This window comes from Alteromonas sp. ABV4_150 (genome assembly GCF_056311745.1).
In genome coordinates this window covers 3695451-3711280 of sequence record NZ_CM149971.1, presented here as the reverse complement: position 1 = coordinate 3711280, position 15830 = coordinate 3695451, and the positions used below count along the sequence as shown (strand labels likewise).

The 15830-nt window shown below is 39.5% G+C and carries 23 protein-coding genes; all 23 read right to left on the bottom strand.

Annotation, left to right across the window (positions count from 1 at the left end; genetic code table 11):
• Window positions 1-115: 115 nt before the first annotated feature.
• The 23 genes from ACYX4M_RS16130 to ACYX4M_RS16020 all read right to left on the bottom strand — a co-directional run bounded on the left by ACYX4M_RS16130 (window position 116) and on the right by ACYX4M_RS16020 (window position 15826).
• Window positions 116-1162: a M14 family metallopeptidase gene (locus ACYX4M_RS16130; protein WP_476080880.1), complete on the bottom strand. Its 1047-nt coding sequence runs from the start codon at window positions 1160-1162 to the stop codon at window positions 116-118.
• Between the two features lie 148 nt (window positions 1163-1310).
• Window positions 1311-2024 carry a DUF4328 domain-containing protein gene (locus tag ACYX4M_RS16125; protein WP_476080879.1) on the bottom strand — a complete coding sequence of 238 codons (714 nt, stop codon included), beginning with the start codon at window positions 2022-2024 and terminating at the stop codon, window positions 1311-1313.
• A gap of 146 nt (window positions 2025-2170) precedes the next feature.
• Window positions 2171-3220, bottom strand: a complete 1050-nt coding sequence (locus tag ACYX4M_RS16120) for a DUF2157 domain-containing protein (protein ID WP_476080878.1) — start codon at window positions 3218-3220, stop codon at window positions 2171-2173.
• Window positions 3221-3297: 77 nt separating this feature from the next.
• Window positions 3298-3555 carry a hypothetical protein gene (locus tag ACYX4M_RS16115; RefSeq protein WP_476080877.1) on the bottom strand — a complete coding sequence of 86 codons (258 nt, stop codon included), beginning with the start codon at window positions 3553-3555 and terminating at the stop codon, window positions 3298-3300.
• Between the two features lie 381 nt (window positions 3556-3936).
• Window positions 3937-4341 (bottom strand): MAPEG family protein, encoded by a 405-nt coding sequence (locus ACYX4M_RS16110; RefSeq protein WP_476080876.1) that lies wholly within the window; start codon window positions 4339-4341, stop codon window positions 3937-3939.
• A gap of 22 nt (window positions 4342-4363) precedes the next feature.
• Window positions 4364-4822, bottom strand: coding sequence for a hypothetical protein (locus ACYX4M_RS16105; RefSeq protein ID WP_476080875.1), 459 nt, complete (start codon window positions 4820-4822; stop codon window positions 4364-4366).
• Between the two features lie 164 nt (window positions 4823-4986).
• Window positions 4987-5442 carry a nuclear transport factor 2 family protein gene (locus tag ACYX4M_RS16100; RefSeq protein WP_476080874.1) on the bottom strand — a complete coding sequence of 152 codons (456 nt, stop codon included), beginning with the start codon at window positions 5440-5442 and terminating at the stop codon, window positions 4987-4989.
• Between the two features lie 359 nt (window positions 5443-5801).
• Window positions 5802-6113, bottom strand: coding sequence for a hypothetical protein (locus ACYX4M_RS16095; RefSeq protein WP_476080873.1), 312 nt, complete (start codon window positions 6111-6113; stop codon window positions 5802-5804).
• A 148-nt stretch (window positions 6114-6261) separates the two neighbouring features.
• Window positions 6262-6624, bottom strand: a complete 363-nt coding sequence (locus ACYX4M_RS16090) for a tetratricopeptide repeat protein (RefSeq protein ID WP_476080872.1) — start codon at window positions 6622-6624, stop codon at window positions 6262-6264.
• A 115-nt stretch (window positions 6625-6739) separates the two neighbouring features.
• Window positions 6740-7345: a hypothetical protein gene (locus tag ACYX4M_RS16085; protein ID WP_476080871.1), complete on the bottom strand. Its 606-nt coding sequence runs from the start codon at window positions 7343-7345 to the stop codon at window positions 6740-6742.
• A 142-nt stretch (window positions 7346-7487) separates the two neighbouring features.
• Window positions 7488-7889 (bottom strand): hypothetical protein, encoded by a 402-nt coding sequence (locus tag ACYX4M_RS16080; protein ID WP_476080870.1) that lies wholly within the window; start codon window positions 7887-7889, stop codon window positions 7488-7490.
• A gap of 247 nt (window positions 7890-8136) precedes the next feature.
• Window positions 8137-9159, bottom strand: coding sequence for a hypothetical protein (locus tag ACYX4M_RS16075; protein ID WP_476080869.1), 1023 nt, complete (start codon window positions 9157-9159; stop codon window positions 8137-8139).
• A gap of 9 nt (window positions 9160-9168) precedes the next feature.
• A complete protein-coding gene (locus ACYX4M_RS16070) occupies window positions 9169-9765 on the bottom strand; it encodes a DUF998 domain-containing protein (RefSeq protein WP_476080868.1) in 597 nt (198 codons plus the stop codon).
• 73 nt (window positions 9766-9838) lie between these two features.
• Window positions 9839-10333 carry an AAA family ATPase gene (locus ACYX4M_RS16065; protein ID WP_476080867.1) on the bottom strand — a complete coding sequence of 165 codons (495 nt, stop codon included), beginning with the start codon at window positions 10331-10333 and terminating at the stop codon, window positions 9839-9841.
• 67 nt (window positions 10334-10400) lie between these two features.
• Window positions 10401-11246: a DUF1444 family protein gene (locus ACYX4M_RS16060; protein ID WP_476080866.1), complete on the bottom strand. Its 846-nt coding sequence runs from the start codon at window positions 11244-11246 to the stop codon at window positions 10401-10403.
• A complete protein-coding gene (locus ACYX4M_RS16055; RefSeq protein WP_476080865.1) occupies window positions 11243-11434 on the bottom strand; it encodes a YHS domain-containing protein in 192 nt (63 codons plus the stop codon). The genes ACYX4M_RS16060 and ACYX4M_RS16055 overlap by 4 nt, the downstream gene beginning before the upstream one ends.
• Window positions 11435-11492: 58 nt before the next feature.
• Entirely contained in the window at window positions 11493-12083 is a 591-nt protein-coding gene (locus ACYX4M_RS16050; protein ID WP_476080864.1) for a GNAT family N-acetyltransferase, read from the bottom strand.
• A 181-nt stretch (window positions 12084-12264) separates the two neighbouring features.
• Window positions 12265-12894: a hypothetical protein gene (locus tag ACYX4M_RS16045; RefSeq protein ID WP_476080863.1), complete on the bottom strand. Its 630-nt coding sequence runs from the start codon at window positions 12892-12894 to the stop codon at window positions 12265-12267.
• A gap of 101 nt (window positions 12895-12995) precedes the next feature.
• A complete protein-coding gene (locus ACYX4M_RS16040; RefSeq protein WP_476073420.1) occupies window positions 12996-13484 on the bottom strand; it encodes a GNAT family N-acetyltransferase in 489 nt (162 codons plus the stop codon).
• A 227-nt stretch (window positions 13485-13711) separates the two neighbouring features.
• Entirely contained in the window at window positions 13712-13825 is a 114-nt protein-coding gene (locus ACYX4M_RS16035) for a tautomerase family protein (protein ID WP_476073419.1), read from the bottom strand.
• An 82-nt stretch (window positions 13826-13907) separates the two neighbouring features.
• Window positions 13908-14078, bottom strand: a complete 171-nt coding sequence (locus ACYX4M_RS16030; RefSeq protein ID WP_474856266.1) for a hypothetical protein — start codon at window positions 14076-14078, stop codon at window positions 13908-13910.
• A 154-nt stretch (window positions 14079-14232) separates the two neighbouring features.
• Window positions 14233-14640, bottom strand: a complete 408-nt coding sequence (locus tag ACYX4M_RS16025) for a thiol-disulfide oxidoreductase DCC family protein (protein WP_476080862.1) — start codon at window positions 14638-14640, stop codon at window positions 14233-14235.
• A 100-nt stretch (window positions 14641-14740) separates the two neighbouring features.
• Window positions 14741-15826 (bottom strand): RNA polymerase sigma factor, encoded by a 1086-nt coding sequence (locus ACYX4M_RS16020; protein ID WP_476080861.1) that lies wholly within the window; start codon window positions 15824-15826, stop codon window positions 14741-14743.
• Window positions 15827-15830 lie beyond the last annotated feature (4 nt).

Genomic DNA, 15830 nt, shown 5'->3' with positions numbered 1-15830 from the left:
CGTTAAAAAGAAAGTCCATGTTATTCCCTAATCACAGTTTTGTGATTCAACTTTATCATTTATTTGATTGAGTAGGCGAATTAGATCAACTAGCCTATTTACTTCATAAACAATGTTATTCAGATTTTACTACACCAATCGCCATTACAGACTGACCATCTTTAATGGCTGGCATTTGATTAACCATCATAACCGTGCCGTCAACAGGCGATTTGAGGGTTTCAACAAGATTACCAAAATAGTCGGTGACAGCACCTATGTCCTGCCCAGTTACCACTTTATCGCCTATCACCACTGAGGCCTTAAAAAAACCGGTTTTTGAGCTTTTAGGGTATTTAATAGTTTCGTAAATAATTGGCTCAGGGTGCGGCTTTGGTTTTTCTGGCAACATTTTTAGAAAATACATAGCGTTCTTAGCCACCTCTAGCGCTTCTGCTACAGACTCTTCATCTGTCTGCGCTAAGTGCCCTATTTCGGTGGTAAGGCCAGGCTTTCCCCTCGTCATCGCAGTGTTAGGGTAAGAAATTGAATTGTTAGGATCTCTTGGGCGGTCGCCATACATCACAATATGCTGCATGCCAGTTGCTTTCGCGAATTCAAATGTTAAAGCGTCAAGCTCTTCGTCGCCCACAAAAGGAGAATACACATGATTCAATAACGTTTGGTTTGCACTGCCAGAATGCATGTCTATTAAAAAGTCAGCTTTGCCAATAAACTCTCTGGTTAACAACTCAGCAATTTGTTCTGTCGGTGTGCCATCCGCGCTCCCTGGAAACTCCCTATTCAGGTTTTTCTCATCTTTAGGGTTTAACGCAATTCTATTTCCATGAAACCCATCTAAGTTTGCCAAGTGCAGCACAACCAACACACCGCTTATCTCGTTAGGATTAAGGTTTTGCTGAAGTTGTTGTAAGGCGTACATAGACGGGAACTCATCACCATGAATACCAGCGGTAAGTAGCAGTACTGGACCGTCATCTTTTCCGTTTATAACCGTCACCGGCAGCGTTATACTTTTCTCTGTAGCAACGTAGGACGCTTTCTGGCCCGTTTGGGTGGTCACGCCCATCAATTCATAAGGTTCATTTGCGCTAGCGTTTAGGCTAAACGCAGAACAAAGGGAAACAAGAACACCGGCTAACGCTTTCTTTTTAAACGACATATATAGAAACTCATTGGAAAATAACGCACTAGTAGTGCAAGAACGTTTTAACTTAATCAATAAAAAGTATTTTAAAACACCCTTTTGAAAAAACACCCGCTGTCTGCGGGCATTGCGTTATTCTAACGAAATTAAAAGCTGGTCAACTTCACTTTGCTGGTTCTAGGTTTGATACTTCGTCAATTTCTGGCTGTTCATTACTTCGCTCCTGCATTGCTAACTGAGTATTAGAAACGTTTTTAATCATTAACCAGGTAACTAATGCTAAAGGAATTGAAATAACTTCTGAGGCCTGTGAGACCAAATTCACATTCATAATTTCAGAGATTTCTTCCGCTCTTCTAGACATTCTAAATGCCGCCTGCCCCACCATGCTATTTGCAATCCAGAAAAACCACCAGATTCCCAAGATAGAGCTTACTTTTTCTACTGGCCAATTAGTTGGGTTTTGACTTGCCTGCCAGATTTCTTTCATCGCTTGATAGGGCTTCCAAAGAGAAACAATGGGAATGAAATAAAAACCTATCGACCAGCCTGGCGAAAACGCCATGTCTTTCGCACCAAATTGACGTGCATTTTGATTTGCTTGATAAATCCATCTTAAAATTAAAACGCCAGAAACGATAAACACGCCAAGGTAAGAAAAAGCAATAACGGCTTGCCTCATGTCATTAGCTTCTGCATCGGCCACCGCCATTTCTTGGCTAAAATAAACGCCGTTTTGAAAGTCGGTTAAAAGCTGGTACTCCATTAAATTTGAGCCGATAGCGACGAACGAAAGGACAACTTGAAAGCATAGAAAGTACTTAATCCACGCTGTAAGGTTTGTAGGGTCTTTGAATTCTTCTTTTTTATCTGACATTTCTGTTTGCTACCTTTCGTCTTTGCCACTTTTCTAAGATATTTTATCTGCTTTCGCCGAGGCTATTGTTTATGTTTATTATTCGATACCAACTGCTATCACGATTAAATAGCGTTTGTTTACTACCTGGCTTTTAATTAAGCGTTTTACCTGAGCCTGTTCTCTAAAAGTTCCTGAAACGGCTTTGGCAACGCATTACGGGCTTTACGCGTGATCTTAACTTCATGTTTTTGCCACAATATTCCTATATACACCACGCCTAGACCAATAGCCGTTAACGCAACAGGAAAAAGCCAACTGTCTTCAAACACATTCGAGGCCAAGTGCCCTAAATAGAAACAGCTTCCTAACGCACCAAATATCACAAATACTTTTCGAACCAATAATGCGCCTAGCCCAACCATGAATAGGTTTATACAAAAATAGAAAAACTTTGAAAGTTCGCTGTCTGAGTTTTGGCTAGTAAGCCCGCCCCAAAACGCAATAACGCCGAATAAATATAACCAAAATGCGTAGTCGGCAGTGTGCCTTGACCGTAAATCAACCCAAAACGCCAATGCGGTCATGAGTATGCCGAAGTACATAGATACTTGTGCGCGAAATTCCCACGTGTATGAATTCCACATGTTGTCTTGGTCGATGAGAAGCATGACAGCATCCATACTGATATACCAGAGTGTTACAGCTATAGGCATTATCAAAAATGGATACTTGTAGCGCCAAGCTACGATCAACCCAGTCACCAATGTACCTAGTTCCATGTACAACCACAGCCATTTAACCCGTGTATGAAACTGACGATAAGCTGCATCGCTCTCGGGCCAAAGGCCAAGCCACTGTTGAAAACCGTAGATAGCAAGCGGTGTTAAACACACTACAAAGGTTGCGCAAATACCGGCAGGAATAATAAGGTTTTTATTTGCTAAAGAGTTAGTAAGCTTTATCCCTACACCAGCGTAGAGCAATGATATGAAGATTATCCCCAGCCCCCCAAACTGTTCCCACCCTAAATTCACAAACAAAGTCATGGCGCCAATAGCGATAAGGCCGCCCAAGTAATAGAGAATGTGGGTAAAGGTGAAAGCAGGAGTATGCTGGCTTTCTGCCTGAAAGAAGCTGTAGAGGTCAACGCCTTGCTGTTCAGAGATGATCTTCTTCGCTACTGCTTTTTGAATACTTGCTTTCGATACTTCCATGTACTTCTCTGAATTAGCTTGTAGAAATTAGAACTTTTACTTTACTGGGTTATAAGTAAAAAGCCAGACTAGAGAAATTACAGAGTATTACTTACGTGTTTTTCGTAAGTTTTTTCACATTTATTCCACGTTAAGTGGCCAAAAGCGATACCTGCAATGGGAAAAATGATCAAAGCGATGATTAGGCGCACACAAATATTTTCTAATGGGTCAAGAAATTCCATTAGTAGGGCCCAGAGGATGGCAGTAGGTACGCCCCACCCTAAAACACCGTTAACTAAAACAAAGTGCTGCTTTCCTTTCTCTCGCGTTTTTGCCCACTTTTCCATTTTCATGTAAATATCCTTTTTCCAAATATTAAACAAGCAGTACAAGGCAAACAAAAACAACTATTGAGCTAACTAAACCAACACCGAAGGTCCTTGCTTCGTCTCTACCCGCTCGCGGATATTTGCCAAAGGTTAAAAGTTTGAGCACTATATGCCCTATCCCTTTTATAACGAATTCAATGATAGCTTCTACGACTATCCATTTGAGTATCCGAAGTATAAAGCGGCCCAGTGGTTCTAAAACGTCTTCCATAACTTTAATGCTCGTTTTTGCTTTTATTAAATAGTGCTTTTATTAAATGGTGCTTTTACTAAACAGTGGCTGTCTTTTAATTTTGTCGCTAACGACACACTTTACTCGGTATTCTGGTTCGTCTAACGGCGGGACTACAAGCCAATTTCACCAATAAAAATCATCGCCCACATAGCCAACACAGCGACAAAATTGATGGTAAACACCATACCACGCAATCTAATATTGTTGGTAAATATTTGAACAATGCTGTGCAACACTCTGCCAATTACAAATACCCAAGCCAAGTAGATTTGCACACTGTCTGTTGGCTTATCCATTGCTATAAGCAATACACTGGCAATGTAAAAAAATATTGGCCACTCGAATTGATTGCTTAGATTCCCACTGATCTTAGGCTGAATATTGCTAAAAGGGTTTGAACCATCTTTGGTCTGCCCCACTCCCCACACAACGGGGGCGCGAGCTATGGTGAGTAATGCGTAAAGTACAGTACAAAGAAGTACATGCGTAAATAGTGGAAGTATTAAACTGGACATATTAATGAACTACACATATTCGTTAGTCAAACAGCGCCAGCGAATCTAATTTAAAGTGATAAACAGAAAAGGAAGTATCTTCTTCTTTGAGAGTAATAGTTAGTATAGCGTCTCCATTCTCATATACAGCAGGTACTGTATAGGTAACAAAGGTGCCCGACCCTCCCCCTGCAAGCGCTCGTGATGTCACTGTGTTGAACTGATACTCACCAATTTCAACTAACTTACCCATTTTTGATAAAGCCCTTATGAGCCTTTCTAGATCGCTCTCATTAATATTTTCAAGCTCAGATTCAGTAAGATATCTTTTAAACGTCTCTAATTCCCATGTGGAAATATCTTCTATTGCAGTATCCATATAGGGAATGGCTGTTTCTTCATACTGAGAGGATTTATAGCCTGACCATACAGCGACTAGGGTAAACAAAACGACAAGGGAGAGTATCGCGATTCCAAATCCCTTTAAAATTTTCTTGAACATAATTTTCCGTATAAAGCGCTGTATTGAATAGCCTAAACATCTATAGGTTCGCAATTAACCGACCAAGTTTCGAAGATTAGCGCAAAGCCTAAACTCTTCATGACTGCTTACTAGGCCAACATCTCGATAAAGTAAAAAATAACACTATGATTGATGCCTTACCATTACTCTTCGTATTTTCTTATCACAGCGACTTTACCATCTTCAATCTCTAGAACTTCCAATGTTTGATACTGGAGTTCAACTAGCTCTTTGGTTTGTGGGTGAATGCCCTTACTCGTTGTAGTGTATGAAATAGCTACCGCATTGTGCGCAGGTATAATGTGGTTAAGTTGGGCGGTATAAGAGACGTGTGCACCTAAGTAATAAAGCATCCCCTCGCGAATGCGCGCTTTACCATTGGGCATGCGGGAATCGTCAGAATCGTACGGTAAATGCTGATGAGCGACGTCACTACTAAGAAACGATAGATATTTATCTAAATCATGCTCTGTAGCATTTGGAGATTGCGTTGCTGACCACGCATTAAAGTATTGTCTGCCAAGTTTTTCTAAATCAGTTTGTGCAAATACTTGTATCGACCACAAATAAATAAGCGCTGAAAGTAAAACGCTTTTCATGAAAACCTCCCTGTTGATTTTTGCTCAAACGCTAATCTAGCGTTTTACTTATCGCCCTACTAACATTTGAGCTTCAAAGCTTCGATAGCTCGTTAACGTTAGTTGAAAATAGCATAACAAACATTGCACGGACACTATAAAACCATGAATATCGAGTAGATTAACAGCCAAAGAATCTGGCAGCCGTAACTTAGGCATTGATAGAGCCCTAGTACAGTTTTTCGTTCAAGGGATTTTGCTAGTTTATAAGAAACGAAGGGACAAAGAAGCCTGTCCTGTTTAATTACCTAAAAGCTGAAAGTGATACGAAAGACAATCAACCGCATATTCTCCTGATTAAACATCTTGGCTTAAGCACATTATTTTATAGGTTGACGCTCAATAAGCCTTCCTTGCATAGTAACTCCTACGATGTTTTCAGGGTTATCAAGGAAGAATATAAAAACCTGCATGAATTTAAGTTCATTGCTTACCAAACAATCGTATTGTTTTAAAGTAACATTCTTAATACCTGACTCCATGTTTCTATTTTTAGATTTAAACCAATTTTGAACTTTAGACGTTGCTTGGTTTATATCTAATAGAGGTACTTCGGTTTCAATTAACCCCAGAATATCATTATGGAAATCACTCTCTATAAAGTACATACCTTCATTGTTTCCATTCACCATTAAGGGCATCTTTAAACAATCAAACCTCTCTCTTTCTGCATCACCAAATGCATTAAATGGTAATATACTCGCCAATAATATGAACAGATATCGCATAACTACCCTGTGTTATTGTTTCGGCAAGCCCGCGAGAAAAATTATTCGATCGTTATTCATTACGTTGGTCATTGATACAATTAATGTAACCGTCAGCACTTTCTTTCCAGCTTGGTTCTGTTTTACTTAACCTTTCAAAAAGTTTAAGGGCGTCGTCATGTTTATCGAGCTTGTATAAAGCCCGTGCTTTAGCCCACACGAAGTCAGACTCTCCAGGAAACATTTTTATATAAGAATCTACGTTTTCGAGGATAGAGTTGTATTCAGCTTTACTGTCCCAATCGTTAATTCGTTTGACAAATCTTTCATTTAATCTGGGAAATAGTAATTTCTTGATCGTAAAAGCGGTTCTGAGTACCCACAAAATCATGCACGTACCAAACAGGTAAAAAAGTATATCTATTTTTTCTTCCATATAAATCAAATCTCCATGAATGAATAGTGCCAAGCTAAATGGGGCAATCTTAGTCTACTAAAATTAGCGGCTAAGGAGCGCAACCTTGCTGTTTTGCGACCTTTTGGGTAACTTGTTATTGTGCTTTCTTGAGATCAATGATTATAGTGTCCGTTCTAGAGTATGTAGTTCCTTTGGTTTCCTCATTAAGAAAAATTCTTACATTTTTAGAAGCATATTCGACAACATAGGCTTTTTTATCCACCTGAGTTACTTTATCAGGAATACCAAAAGGAGTAATAGCCCACTCTACTACTGAGTCAGCGTTCATAGAGTCAAATAGCTGCTCGTTATTTTTATAATCGCTAAATACATTATGTGGGGCTGTTGAAAGTAGAGCTCTTTCAGATTTAGCAGGGGAATTTATACAGCTAAACTTATAACTAAGTGCGAATTGATCTTGGCATCCATATGTTCCGCAATTCATGCCTGGTATTTGACTTTCGCTAAACATTGAACCACTTTTAGTTTCTACAATATTAAAGTCATCCCCACATACTCTTTTAGCAAAAATATGCATTAGTTTTTTATTTTCTTGCGTCGCTCCTGCTGTACCACCATGAATTTCTGCATAATACACATTATGCTCTATCTCCATTGCTCCTTGCCTAACCCAAGTGGCACAGCTAGTTAACGCAACAACACTAATTAATACTATCCATAACCGAATAAAATACTTCATTCACAACCTCCTTAAACAGTGCGAATAAGACAGGTATGAAATTTGTAACTTTGTAGCGAAACAAGCCTGTCTTGTTTACTCATTTGTTTAGCTAACGCAATGGTGCTAATAGATGTTTGTTAGTGTTACGCTCACTCGGTAGTTACCTATTATTTTTAATTGGAAATTTACCTTTAATTGCAAACCAAATACCTGGAAAGCCAAAAGCGAAAAAGAATAATATCGCATTGAATAAAGATGGTTCAGATCTCTTGCCTGATATTAACTCACCATTTCCTAGTTGCCCTAGTAAATACCAAATAGATAACCCAAATACAGTTAAACCAATTACTCGACCTAAGTAATTACGTAACTTTCCAGTAGTGATACACATTACAAAAATGGTTAAGCAGAAAGCACCAAACACATAAATTCCGATTGGCTTACTCATTTCTGGCGCAATTAAAATCATAACAACACCAAACAACCCTGTAATACTACCGAGTAATATTCTAGATAAAGGACTTAACCCTTTGTTTAGGACATATTGACCAGATTTGTACATACTTTCCTTGTAACCCTAATGCTCCATAAAGAATGTAGCGAAACAAGCCTGTCTTGTTTACTCATACTTCATGTGACTTCCTTGTTTCGTTCTAGACGGTTTAATCATGGATAAGGCGTGTATTAGTACTTGTACGCCATAAAGATGCCTGTCTTGATTAATTTGTGCTTTGTCTTGTTTAATTTGTGCTTAGCTTTACTCAAACGCTAAGCTAGGTTTCACTTATCGCCTTGCTAACATTTGAGCTTCAAAGCTTCGATTGCTCGTTAGCGTTAGTTGAAAAAGAACATAGTTGTCGTTTTATTGTTTCTATTAGTAAATCAGGTGAGTCTACACCTAAGTATACGGCATGCTTACCGTTTATAGGTGAATGTAGCTTTATTTTCACGTTAGGTACACCCGAATAGTTAAACCGTTTTATACCCTTATCTCTCTTCACGAACGTTGTGTTTGTGCTGATATCAGAGATGTTTGAAAAAGTGATTATAAACGGTTGAAACAACCCGTATCGAACAATGAGGTTATCTTTATAAATCGAAATGGGCCGTATTGCCACAGCTTTATATTCAGCATAGAAAAACACTAACCCAAATAGGGTAAAGGCCGAAACTATGTTGGCAACTGCGCTAGACCAAACAAAATGCAGTAGCAGATGCATAAGCGGCAATTCCATCATCATGACCACAATGAAGCCCATCAAATTACTTTGCGCCCCATCTTTTTTATAATAGTAAAAATGCTGATTACCTAAATATGTACTGCTTTTAATACGTGAAGCGAGTAATGCGAAAGACCACATACGCCCCTCGAACTGAAATAAGTTACTAAGCAATGATGAGCCAAAGATACGTTCTATAGGTATTTGCAACGCTAAATCGGGGTCTTCTTTTTTAATAAGAAGTGCGCGAACTGCAACACTTACCGTTATTAAGGTACCTATTTCTATTGCTAATAAAGCTCCGATAGCAAAGTAGCGGCCACTTTCAAGGTAGTGAAACATCACCTTGTTTTGTTCTGGAATGATAATGGCGCCAATAAAAACCGCACTACAACACAATATAATGGCTTTCAAAACCGCTTTTTGCTTATCTGGCTCGCACAAAAAACACAGGACTGGCAGCACTAGTAAGGCGTCTAGCATAAACAACCACTCGTGCTTTTCATCACCATAGTCGTTGATAAAGTTCGAGGAGGAATAGTAAAACCACCACCAAAGTGATGCTAAGCATAAGAAAGCTAGAGGGATAGAGCTTTTAAAGCGAGTGTTCATTGTACGGCTCTATAAAATCATGAATATTGAGTAGATTAACAGCCAAAGAATTTGGCATCCGTAACTTAGGCGTTGATAAAGCCCTGGTACAGTTTTTCGTTCAAGGGATTTTGCTAATTTATATGAAAAGAAAACGCAGCCAATAACGCTTAATGCAGACAGAATCCTCAGCGGCCAAGCATAGAAGCTAGAAAAAGTAACGATCAGCGGCGCCACGATAAACGAAACTAACATTATTAGCCCTGACCACGTATGGATTTTACAACTTTTCGAAGGTGTTGTTGTATATGGGTCGGCGTCCATTGGGAAGTAGCCACAAACCCAAGTACAGATGCCATGTATTATTGTCATTGCACCGATAACCATAGTTGGCATATGGTCTGGATGTGAGTTTATAAGGTAATACCCAAACAGAGCGAACAATAAGCCCAACGGGTAATTATTGATTGCAGGAGAGAGTTTCTGTGTTGGGCTACCAAACGCACCAAGTTCACTACAAAACTGCTTCGTATGGCTATAGTTTGGATAAAAACGAGAAGCGATGTAAATACCTAAAACTATCCAAACCGATGCTGCTATCCCTGTAAAAGATAAAAAGCTATACAAGATGGTGTCCTCCATGATTTTATTGCGCTTAAAGTAGTTATGCGAAGTCTCTATCCATAAGCCGAATAATGTTTTAACTGGCTTGGTGCGGTATATTTTGCGTTATCATTTTTTTATTGCCGCTATAGTTTTCAAAAAACTGCTGGTGAGCAGTATAAGAAAACGTATCGTCTCTTTTTGTATATTGGGCAATCCAGTCTATCAGCATAGGTAAATTATTATCTTGCGCTTGTTTGGTATCGTATTTATGGGGCTCCCAAGGTCTTGCTTTCGCGTTAGCAATGCACAACTCAATGGGTAAATTCATAAATATAATTTCTGAAGACTGCCTCTCTACAAGCTTAAGTAGGTCTGTGTAACACCCTTCAATTACCCAAGTCTCATTAGAAGCGGTAAAAGCCTGTATTTCTTGTTTCGATTCCTTTATCGGTTTTCTTTCTGGTGGGCTTGAGGGCTTCCATGCATGGGTATCGAGATCTAAATGTGCTAAACCGTGAATTTCACACAAACGGCGCGCTAGCGTAGATTTGCCAGAACCGGAATTTCCGAATATTAAAATTTTAGTCACGGTGTTTTCCTTATTACCTTAGCAAAAGGCATCGAGAAACGCTTATTATTCTATAGCGTGTACCCAGCTAATCATGAAACTTAAGCCATTTCTCATCTTTGCGAATAAACCCAGTTTTTGTTACTGAATGAGGCCACTGATTTTCCGGGTTGTGCACTATCCCTTTCACCGTTTCTATACTATCCGTATCTTCTGAACCCGTTACAATTACAACGTCTCTAGAGGGTACATAAACAACTATATCGCCTTTCACCGGAAAGTTTTCTTTCGTCCAAAGCGCATCATAAATTAGAAAAGACGCTTCGTAAGTGCCATCGGCCACAATCATCGAGATGGTCGAAGGGTCTCCTTTAATTTGTAGTGACTCAATAGTATTCATCAAATTAGACATTGAGAGGTCCCTAAGCTCTTCCTCTTTTACGTCTAAGTTAGCAATGTCTTCTTTCGGTATGAACTTGATAGATGAAGGTGTATCAATGGCATAAAGAATATAGAGAACATCATTTAGCTTTTCATAAAAGAAAGGCAGCTCATCTTCGCTCATCAATTCAGTTATATGGTTTATATAACCTGAATCTTTTATTACGGGAAAAATATTCGCTTTATCTATGTTGGCTTTAGCGTCATTACTGTTCTTTGTTAACGCACTGATGTACGTTTCTATAATTACGTCGAGCTCTTCTGGGTCAGAAAGGTAATTCATATAGGCATTATCGAGATATGCGGTAGACGTTCCTCCACCACTGTAAGTCATCTCAACCTCTAGACGGTCTTTTATTCGCGCACTCACAACCTCTGGTTTGGTGGTAACAGCCTTCACATACCTTTGAGTAAACGCACTTTCATCTAAATTGCTTTCGGCAACCACACTACTTATAAAAAAGCATAAAAACGCTATTATGAATGTTTTCATTTTTCATGGTTTTCTTTTATTAGCACATCAAAGTATTGAGTATCGTTTGGGCATTCGTCGCTGTTTTTGGCGAAATCGCTACTGCACCCTGGATTACAAAAGCCAACGGTATAGCCCCTGTATTCGGCAAGCGAATCGGGCTTTACGGGCTTGCCAGATCTAGGGCAGAACTTATTGATGGGTTCCATAGTTTTTCCTTTTAAACAGCCTTAAACAAACGAAACAATACCAGCACTTCACTCTTTATTAGTTATACATTGAAAGCTTAAAAGTTAAGTTATCTTTAACAGCTAGCCACTCTGTATTAATGATTGAAAACACAACCGTATCTCTATAACCACCATTTGGCATTTTTTGATGATTCCTTAGCACACCATCCTGTTTAGCACCTAAACGCGCAATAGCATTACGTGAAGCTTGGTTATGCCAGTTTGTTCTGAACTCTACAGCGATTGCTTCGAGGTTTTCAAAAGCGTGTGTAAGAAGAAGTAGCTTACATTCGGTATTGCATGATGTTTTCTGATAGCTTTTGCTGTACCAGGTGTAACCAATTTCCACCCTTTGATTTAAAAGGTCAGCATTACAAAAGCGTGTTGAGCCGATAACCTCTTCACTCGCTTTGTCTATAACCACGAACGGTAACGATAGCCCTTTGGCTTTCTGCTCTAGTGCTGTCGTAATATAGTCATCAATAATTTCAGCGCTTGGTACAGAGGTGAACCATAGCTTCCACAATTCACCGTCGTTTGCTGCGTTCACTAAAGCATCTGCATGTTCCATTGTTAACGGAGTGAGCTTTATATTCTCAGACTCTAACTCAATATCTTCAAACCACATTTCACTTTCCATGTATTTCTGACTGTATGTTGCTAAGCATACAATGACTCTAAGAAGTACGTTACACCTAGCGAGACAATAACAAGCGATGCATTAAGCAATGCGCTAAAACGCAAACTAACCTACCCGTGCGTTCCCCCAAAACATACCCGACAAGATGCCTGTCTAGTTTTGCTTAGCATCAGCTATCTTTGAGAAACTCATTCAACCTCTGTAGATTGTATTTTATCACCATCTTGTCAATGTAAGACAGGCTGCCTTTTTTCAGATAGTTACTCTTTATTTCTAAAGTATCGTCAGCAACTTCTACATAACGGGACAAGTCTAAAGCCTTGAACTCTTCATAAACACTGACTAGTTCTTTACTGTTAATATCAATTTTATCAATCGTCCACGATAGTCCATCTCGTTTAACAACGAATATAATGTTACTAAGAGTATTTTCGCTTAGGTTTTCAAAGGTAACGTGAACAGAAACAAAGTTGTTTGAACTAAAAGGAGTCCAGTATTTACTCAAGTCAGTCGAGTATACAACACTACTAAAGTCCTTTAATTCGAGGGTTTTCATTAGGGAAATCAAAAATAAAAAACTTTGATCTTCACAAGATAGTTTTTGATCGTCGACACTTGAACTCTTGAAGTTTAGAGGTATGCATTTTTCAGCTTCAAAGCCCACCTTCACAGTTTCTAGATAATTTTCAACAAGCTCTTTAGCTCTGTGATTTTCACCTAAGATACTTACCACAATAAGCAAAAAAACGATGGGGAGAAGCCCAAGATACTTCAATAAAACTATGCTTCTAAATTTCATAACTTCCTTTTAGCGTTCTGACTTTTCAAGAACAATCCTTTATATGTAAGGCACTACGCGAACATGCCTGTCTAGTTTTGTGTTCCGTGTGTGTGGAGTTATTATGCATCCAAGGCTTTTTGCCAAAAAACAGCGCTGCCAGCCTCTGGGTCTAATTCGTAACTACTAAATCCAAATTTTTTATACGCCGCTTTAGCAACATCATTATTGCTCAGTACCTCAAGGGTAATTTTACAGCAACCACGTTCCTTAGCTATCGACTCCACTTTTTCCAATAATTTTTGACTAAGCCCCAGCCCTCTATAGTTTTTATGAACGCAGATATCATGGATGTTGATAAGAGGTTTGCAAGCAAAAGTTGAAAACCCTTCAAAGCAATTAGCTAACGCTGCCGGGCTGTCGTCAACGTATACTAAAACACTAAAAGCGTGCGGGATATTAGAAAGCTTAACAGAAAGGTTTTTCATAGTGGATTCTGCTAGCGGATCTCCTCCCCCCATAGGATCACAAGCGTATTCGTTTAGAAGAAACGGGATATCTCGAGCGTGTTGTTTATTTTTGTAATCAGCTTTTACTATCTCTACATTCATAATGAAACATTTTTCCTAGGGAGTTATTTTGAAATGTCGTTTTTACTTAAGTAAGGCACAATGGAGCTTAAAATGCCTGTCTTTCTTAGTTCTGTATCATAAAGACTTTAGACGTGAATTTACCTACAAGCATTAGTAACGTTAAGATTCGCTTTTTTTCCAGTCGTCTTTGAGTTTACCTGCGAAGCCCCAGTCCTCATTTTAAACTCCTGAATTACAACGTGCGTTTATTCCGGCTTTTTACCTAAAACTCGTTCTAATGAGCCGGTGATATCTTTCACTATTTCAGCCTTCTGCTCGCGACTTGCACCTTTAGTAATCTGTACGTTCACGTAAGGCATAATAAACTAATCAAGACAGGCATAATTAAATATTACATAAAGTGCCTATCTTCTATAGTTCTAAAAGTGCCGGTACATATCGCTAAGCTTCGTTCCGCCTTTTGGCTGAAAACATGCCGAACCAAAATGCCCCTTCTAGAACAAGCCCCAAAATGATGAATAGAAACACACCTGACTGAATACCCATACTGTAAGATGCGATAGCTGCGACTAGAAGAACCAGAGCGATAAGAATTCGATAAACACCATTCATTTAAACTCTCCTTTTAAATGCCTAACACAAAGACACAAGAATGCCTGTATTGTTTAAACTACAAAGACACATAAATGCCTGTCTTGTTTAAACTAGTTTAGTCAACTTTTAAGCTTAAGGCTTTAACCAATTTGTAACATGATGTCTTTAGCGATTACTCTAGGCCTTTGAACCTTTTTAGTACCTTTTTATTGGGTATTTGACAGTGTTGTGTACCACCAAAAAGCTTGATGCGATTACGAGCAAAGGCTTTATAGAACAGGTCTCTAAATGTTCTTGGTAAAACTCTGAATATGCCGAACAAAAACCAGAAACCACTTAAATCTTTGGCGATTTCAAGTGCTGCGTCTGACCACAGAAAGACTTTCCTGTCTTTAACCAACATGAAAGTATCAACACCTACTGTATCGACTTTATAGCGTTCTATAACCTCCTGAGCGTAAGTTGACTGCATTGGGGAGAAAATAAAGCGTTCCATTTTGTCGCGCTTCAAAATGAATGCGACAGCTCCGTTACAGAAGTTACACACTCCATCGTAAATAATTAAATCTTTTTCTTTCAATGAATAAGCCCAAATAATATATCGCTGCGCGACTACATAAAGATGCCTGTCTTGTTTAAACTTCGAAATTAGGACAACATGCTGGACCAGCGCTAGAGTACTATAGCCGTCCATTATTGATAAGGCCAATAAAAAGCCCAGTATATCCCGCGACTACCCCCAGTAAAATGCACGCTCTACTCAAGTTAGGGTGCCAAAATCTCCTGCGAGATTTTACTCCCTCGTCAGATTCAATAAGCAACTGAGAGCGTCTACTCAAAACATAAAGTCCTGCAGAAAAAACGGTAAACGCGCCAATCGGCGCTGCGGCGCCTTTGGTAAATTCATAAGCCGCAGACAGAAGTATACCGCTTAATAAGATCCAAACTATGGTTAAGTTACGCAGTTTGAGCAACTGCTTCTTTTTGCTCTCGGACTGCATGTTCTTAAGTGGAAATCGCGAACTTAGAAAGACCACAACAGCCGCAAAGGATGACGCAATAGCTGCGCCACTCAGCAACCAACTCCACTTTGTCAGACCCGTTGCAGTTGCACCACCTGTTGCAGTTGCAGCCGAAGCCGGTGCACTCATCGTTAGGTTTGCCAACGTCATTGTGGTGAAGGTCACCGCTGGTGCCGTTGCATAGATGGCGCTTCCCATTTTAGTTAATGCATCTTGCTTCAACACCTCTCTTGCCCGTGACAATTTCTTGCGTACCGCAGCTTCTGAAATCGATAGCAGTTCAGCAACTTGCTTGCTGGACATCTCCTCCCTGTAATACAAAAGAACCACTTCTCTTGTCTCTTCGGGTAGATTGTCTACGAGTTGTACTACCACCTTTTTCATCGTATCAGTTTCGTAGTACTCTTGAGGGTCTTGATCCTGCGTGCAGTAAGAGGCGAGTAACTTATCGGCCTCGTCACCACCAATACGTTTGGAAAGCTTGTTGTCTCTTATGTAGTTAAGTGCTGTATAGCGGGTAGATTGCCTAACCCAAGGTAAAAAGCTATTTTCACTTTTGAGCGAGCTTAGGTTTTGCCAACAATTAATGTAGACCAACTGTGCCACTTCCTCACTGGCATCTACATCTTTGATAATTGAAAGGGCTAAACTGCTAACCATATTCCGCGTGTGATTAATTAACCGTTCAAACGCTTTGAGATTGCCAGTCTTAGCTTCGATAACATCAGCGGCGAGCGTATTCATGTTG

What these genes read in the sequence shown, in the direction of transcription:
- ACYX4M_RS16130 (WP_476080880.1), bottom strand. Translation starts at nt 1,162, where the DNA reads ATGTCGTTTAAAAAGAAAGCGTTAGCCGGTGTTCTTGTTTCCCTTTGT.
- ACYX4M_RS16125 (WP_476080879.1), bottom strand. Translation starts at nt 2,024, where the DNA reads ATGTCAGATAAAAAAGAAGAATTCAAAGACCCTACAAACCTTACAGCG.
- ACYX4M_RS16120 (WP_476080878.1), bottom strand. Translation starts at nt 3,220, where the DNA reads ATGGAAGTATCGAAAGCAAGTATTCAAAAAGCAGTAGCGAAGAAGATC.
- ACYX4M_RS16115 (WP_476080877.1), bottom strand. Translation starts at nt 3,555, where the DNA reads ATGAAAATGGAAAAGTGGGCAAAAACGCGAGAGAAAGGAAAGCAGCAC.
- ACYX4M_RS16110 (WP_476080876.1), bottom strand. Translation starts at nt 4,341, where the DNA reads ATGTCCAGTTTAATACTTCCACTATTTACGCATGTACTTCTTTGTACT.
- ACYX4M_RS16105 (WP_476080875.1), bottom strand. Translation starts at nt 4,822, where the DNA reads ATGTTCAAGAAAATTTTAAAGGGATTTGGAATCGCGATACTCTCCCTT.
- ACYX4M_RS16100 (WP_476080874.1), bottom strand. Translation starts at nt 5,442, where the DNA reads ATGAAAAGCGTTTTACTTTCAGCGCTTATTTATTTGTGGTCGATACAA.
- ACYX4M_RS16095 (WP_476080873.1), bottom strand. Translation starts at nt 6,113, where the DNA reads ATGGTGAATGGAAACAATGAAGGTATGTACTTTATAGAGAGTGATTTC.
- ACYX4M_RS16090 (WP_476080872.1), bottom strand. Translation starts at nt 6,624, where the DNA reads ATGGAAGAAAAAATAGATATACTTTTTTACCTGTTTGGTACGTGCATG.
- ACYX4M_RS16085 (WP_476080871.1), bottom strand. Translation starts at nt 7,345, where the DNA reads ATGAAGTATTTTATTCGGTTATGGATAGTATTAATTAGTGTTGTTGCG.
- ACYX4M_RS16080 (WP_476080870.1), bottom strand. Translation starts at nt 7,889, where the DNA reads ATGTACAAATCTGGTCAATATGTCCTAAACAAAGGGTTAAGTCCTTTA.
- ACYX4M_RS16075 (WP_476080869.1), bottom strand. Translation starts at nt 9,159, where the DNA reads ATGAACACTCGCTTTAAAAGCTCTATCCCTCTAGCTTTCTTATGCTTA.
- ACYX4M_RS16060 (WP_476080866.1), bottom strand. Translation starts at nt 11,246, where the DNA reads ATGAAAACATTCATAATAGCGTTTTTATGCTTTTTTATAAGTAGTGTG.
- ACYX4M_RS16055 (WP_476080865.1), bottom strand. Translation starts at nt 11,434, where the DNA reads ATGGAACCCATCAATAAGTTCTGCCCTAGATCTGGCAAGCCCGTAAAG.
- ACYX4M_RS16050 (WP_476080864.1), bottom strand. Translation starts at nt 12,083, where the DNA reads ATGTGGTTTGAAGATATTGAGTTAGAGTCTGAGAATATAAAGCTCACT.
- ACYX4M_RS16045 (WP_476080863.1), bottom strand. Translation starts at nt 12,894, where the DNA reads ATGAAATTTAGAAGCATAGTTTTATTGAAGTATCTTGGGCTTCTCCCC.
- ACYX4M_RS16040 (WP_476073420.1), bottom strand. Translation starts at nt 13,484, where the DNA reads ATGAATGTAGAGATAGTAAAAGCTGATTACAAAAATAAACAACACGCT.
- ACYX4M_RS16035 (WP_476073419.1), bottom strand. Translation starts at nt 13,825, where the DNA reads ATGCCTTACGTGAACGTACAGATTACTAAAGGTGCAAGTCGCGAGCAG.
- ACYX4M_RS16030 (WP_474856266.1), bottom strand. Translation starts at nt 14,078, where the DNA reads ATGAATGGTGTTTATCGAATTCTTATCGCTCTGGTTCTTCTAGTCGCA.
- ACYX4M_RS16020 (WP_476080861.1), bottom strand. Translation starts at nt 15,826, where the DNA reads ATGAATACGCTCGCCGCTGATGTTATCGAAGCTAAGACTGGCAATCTC.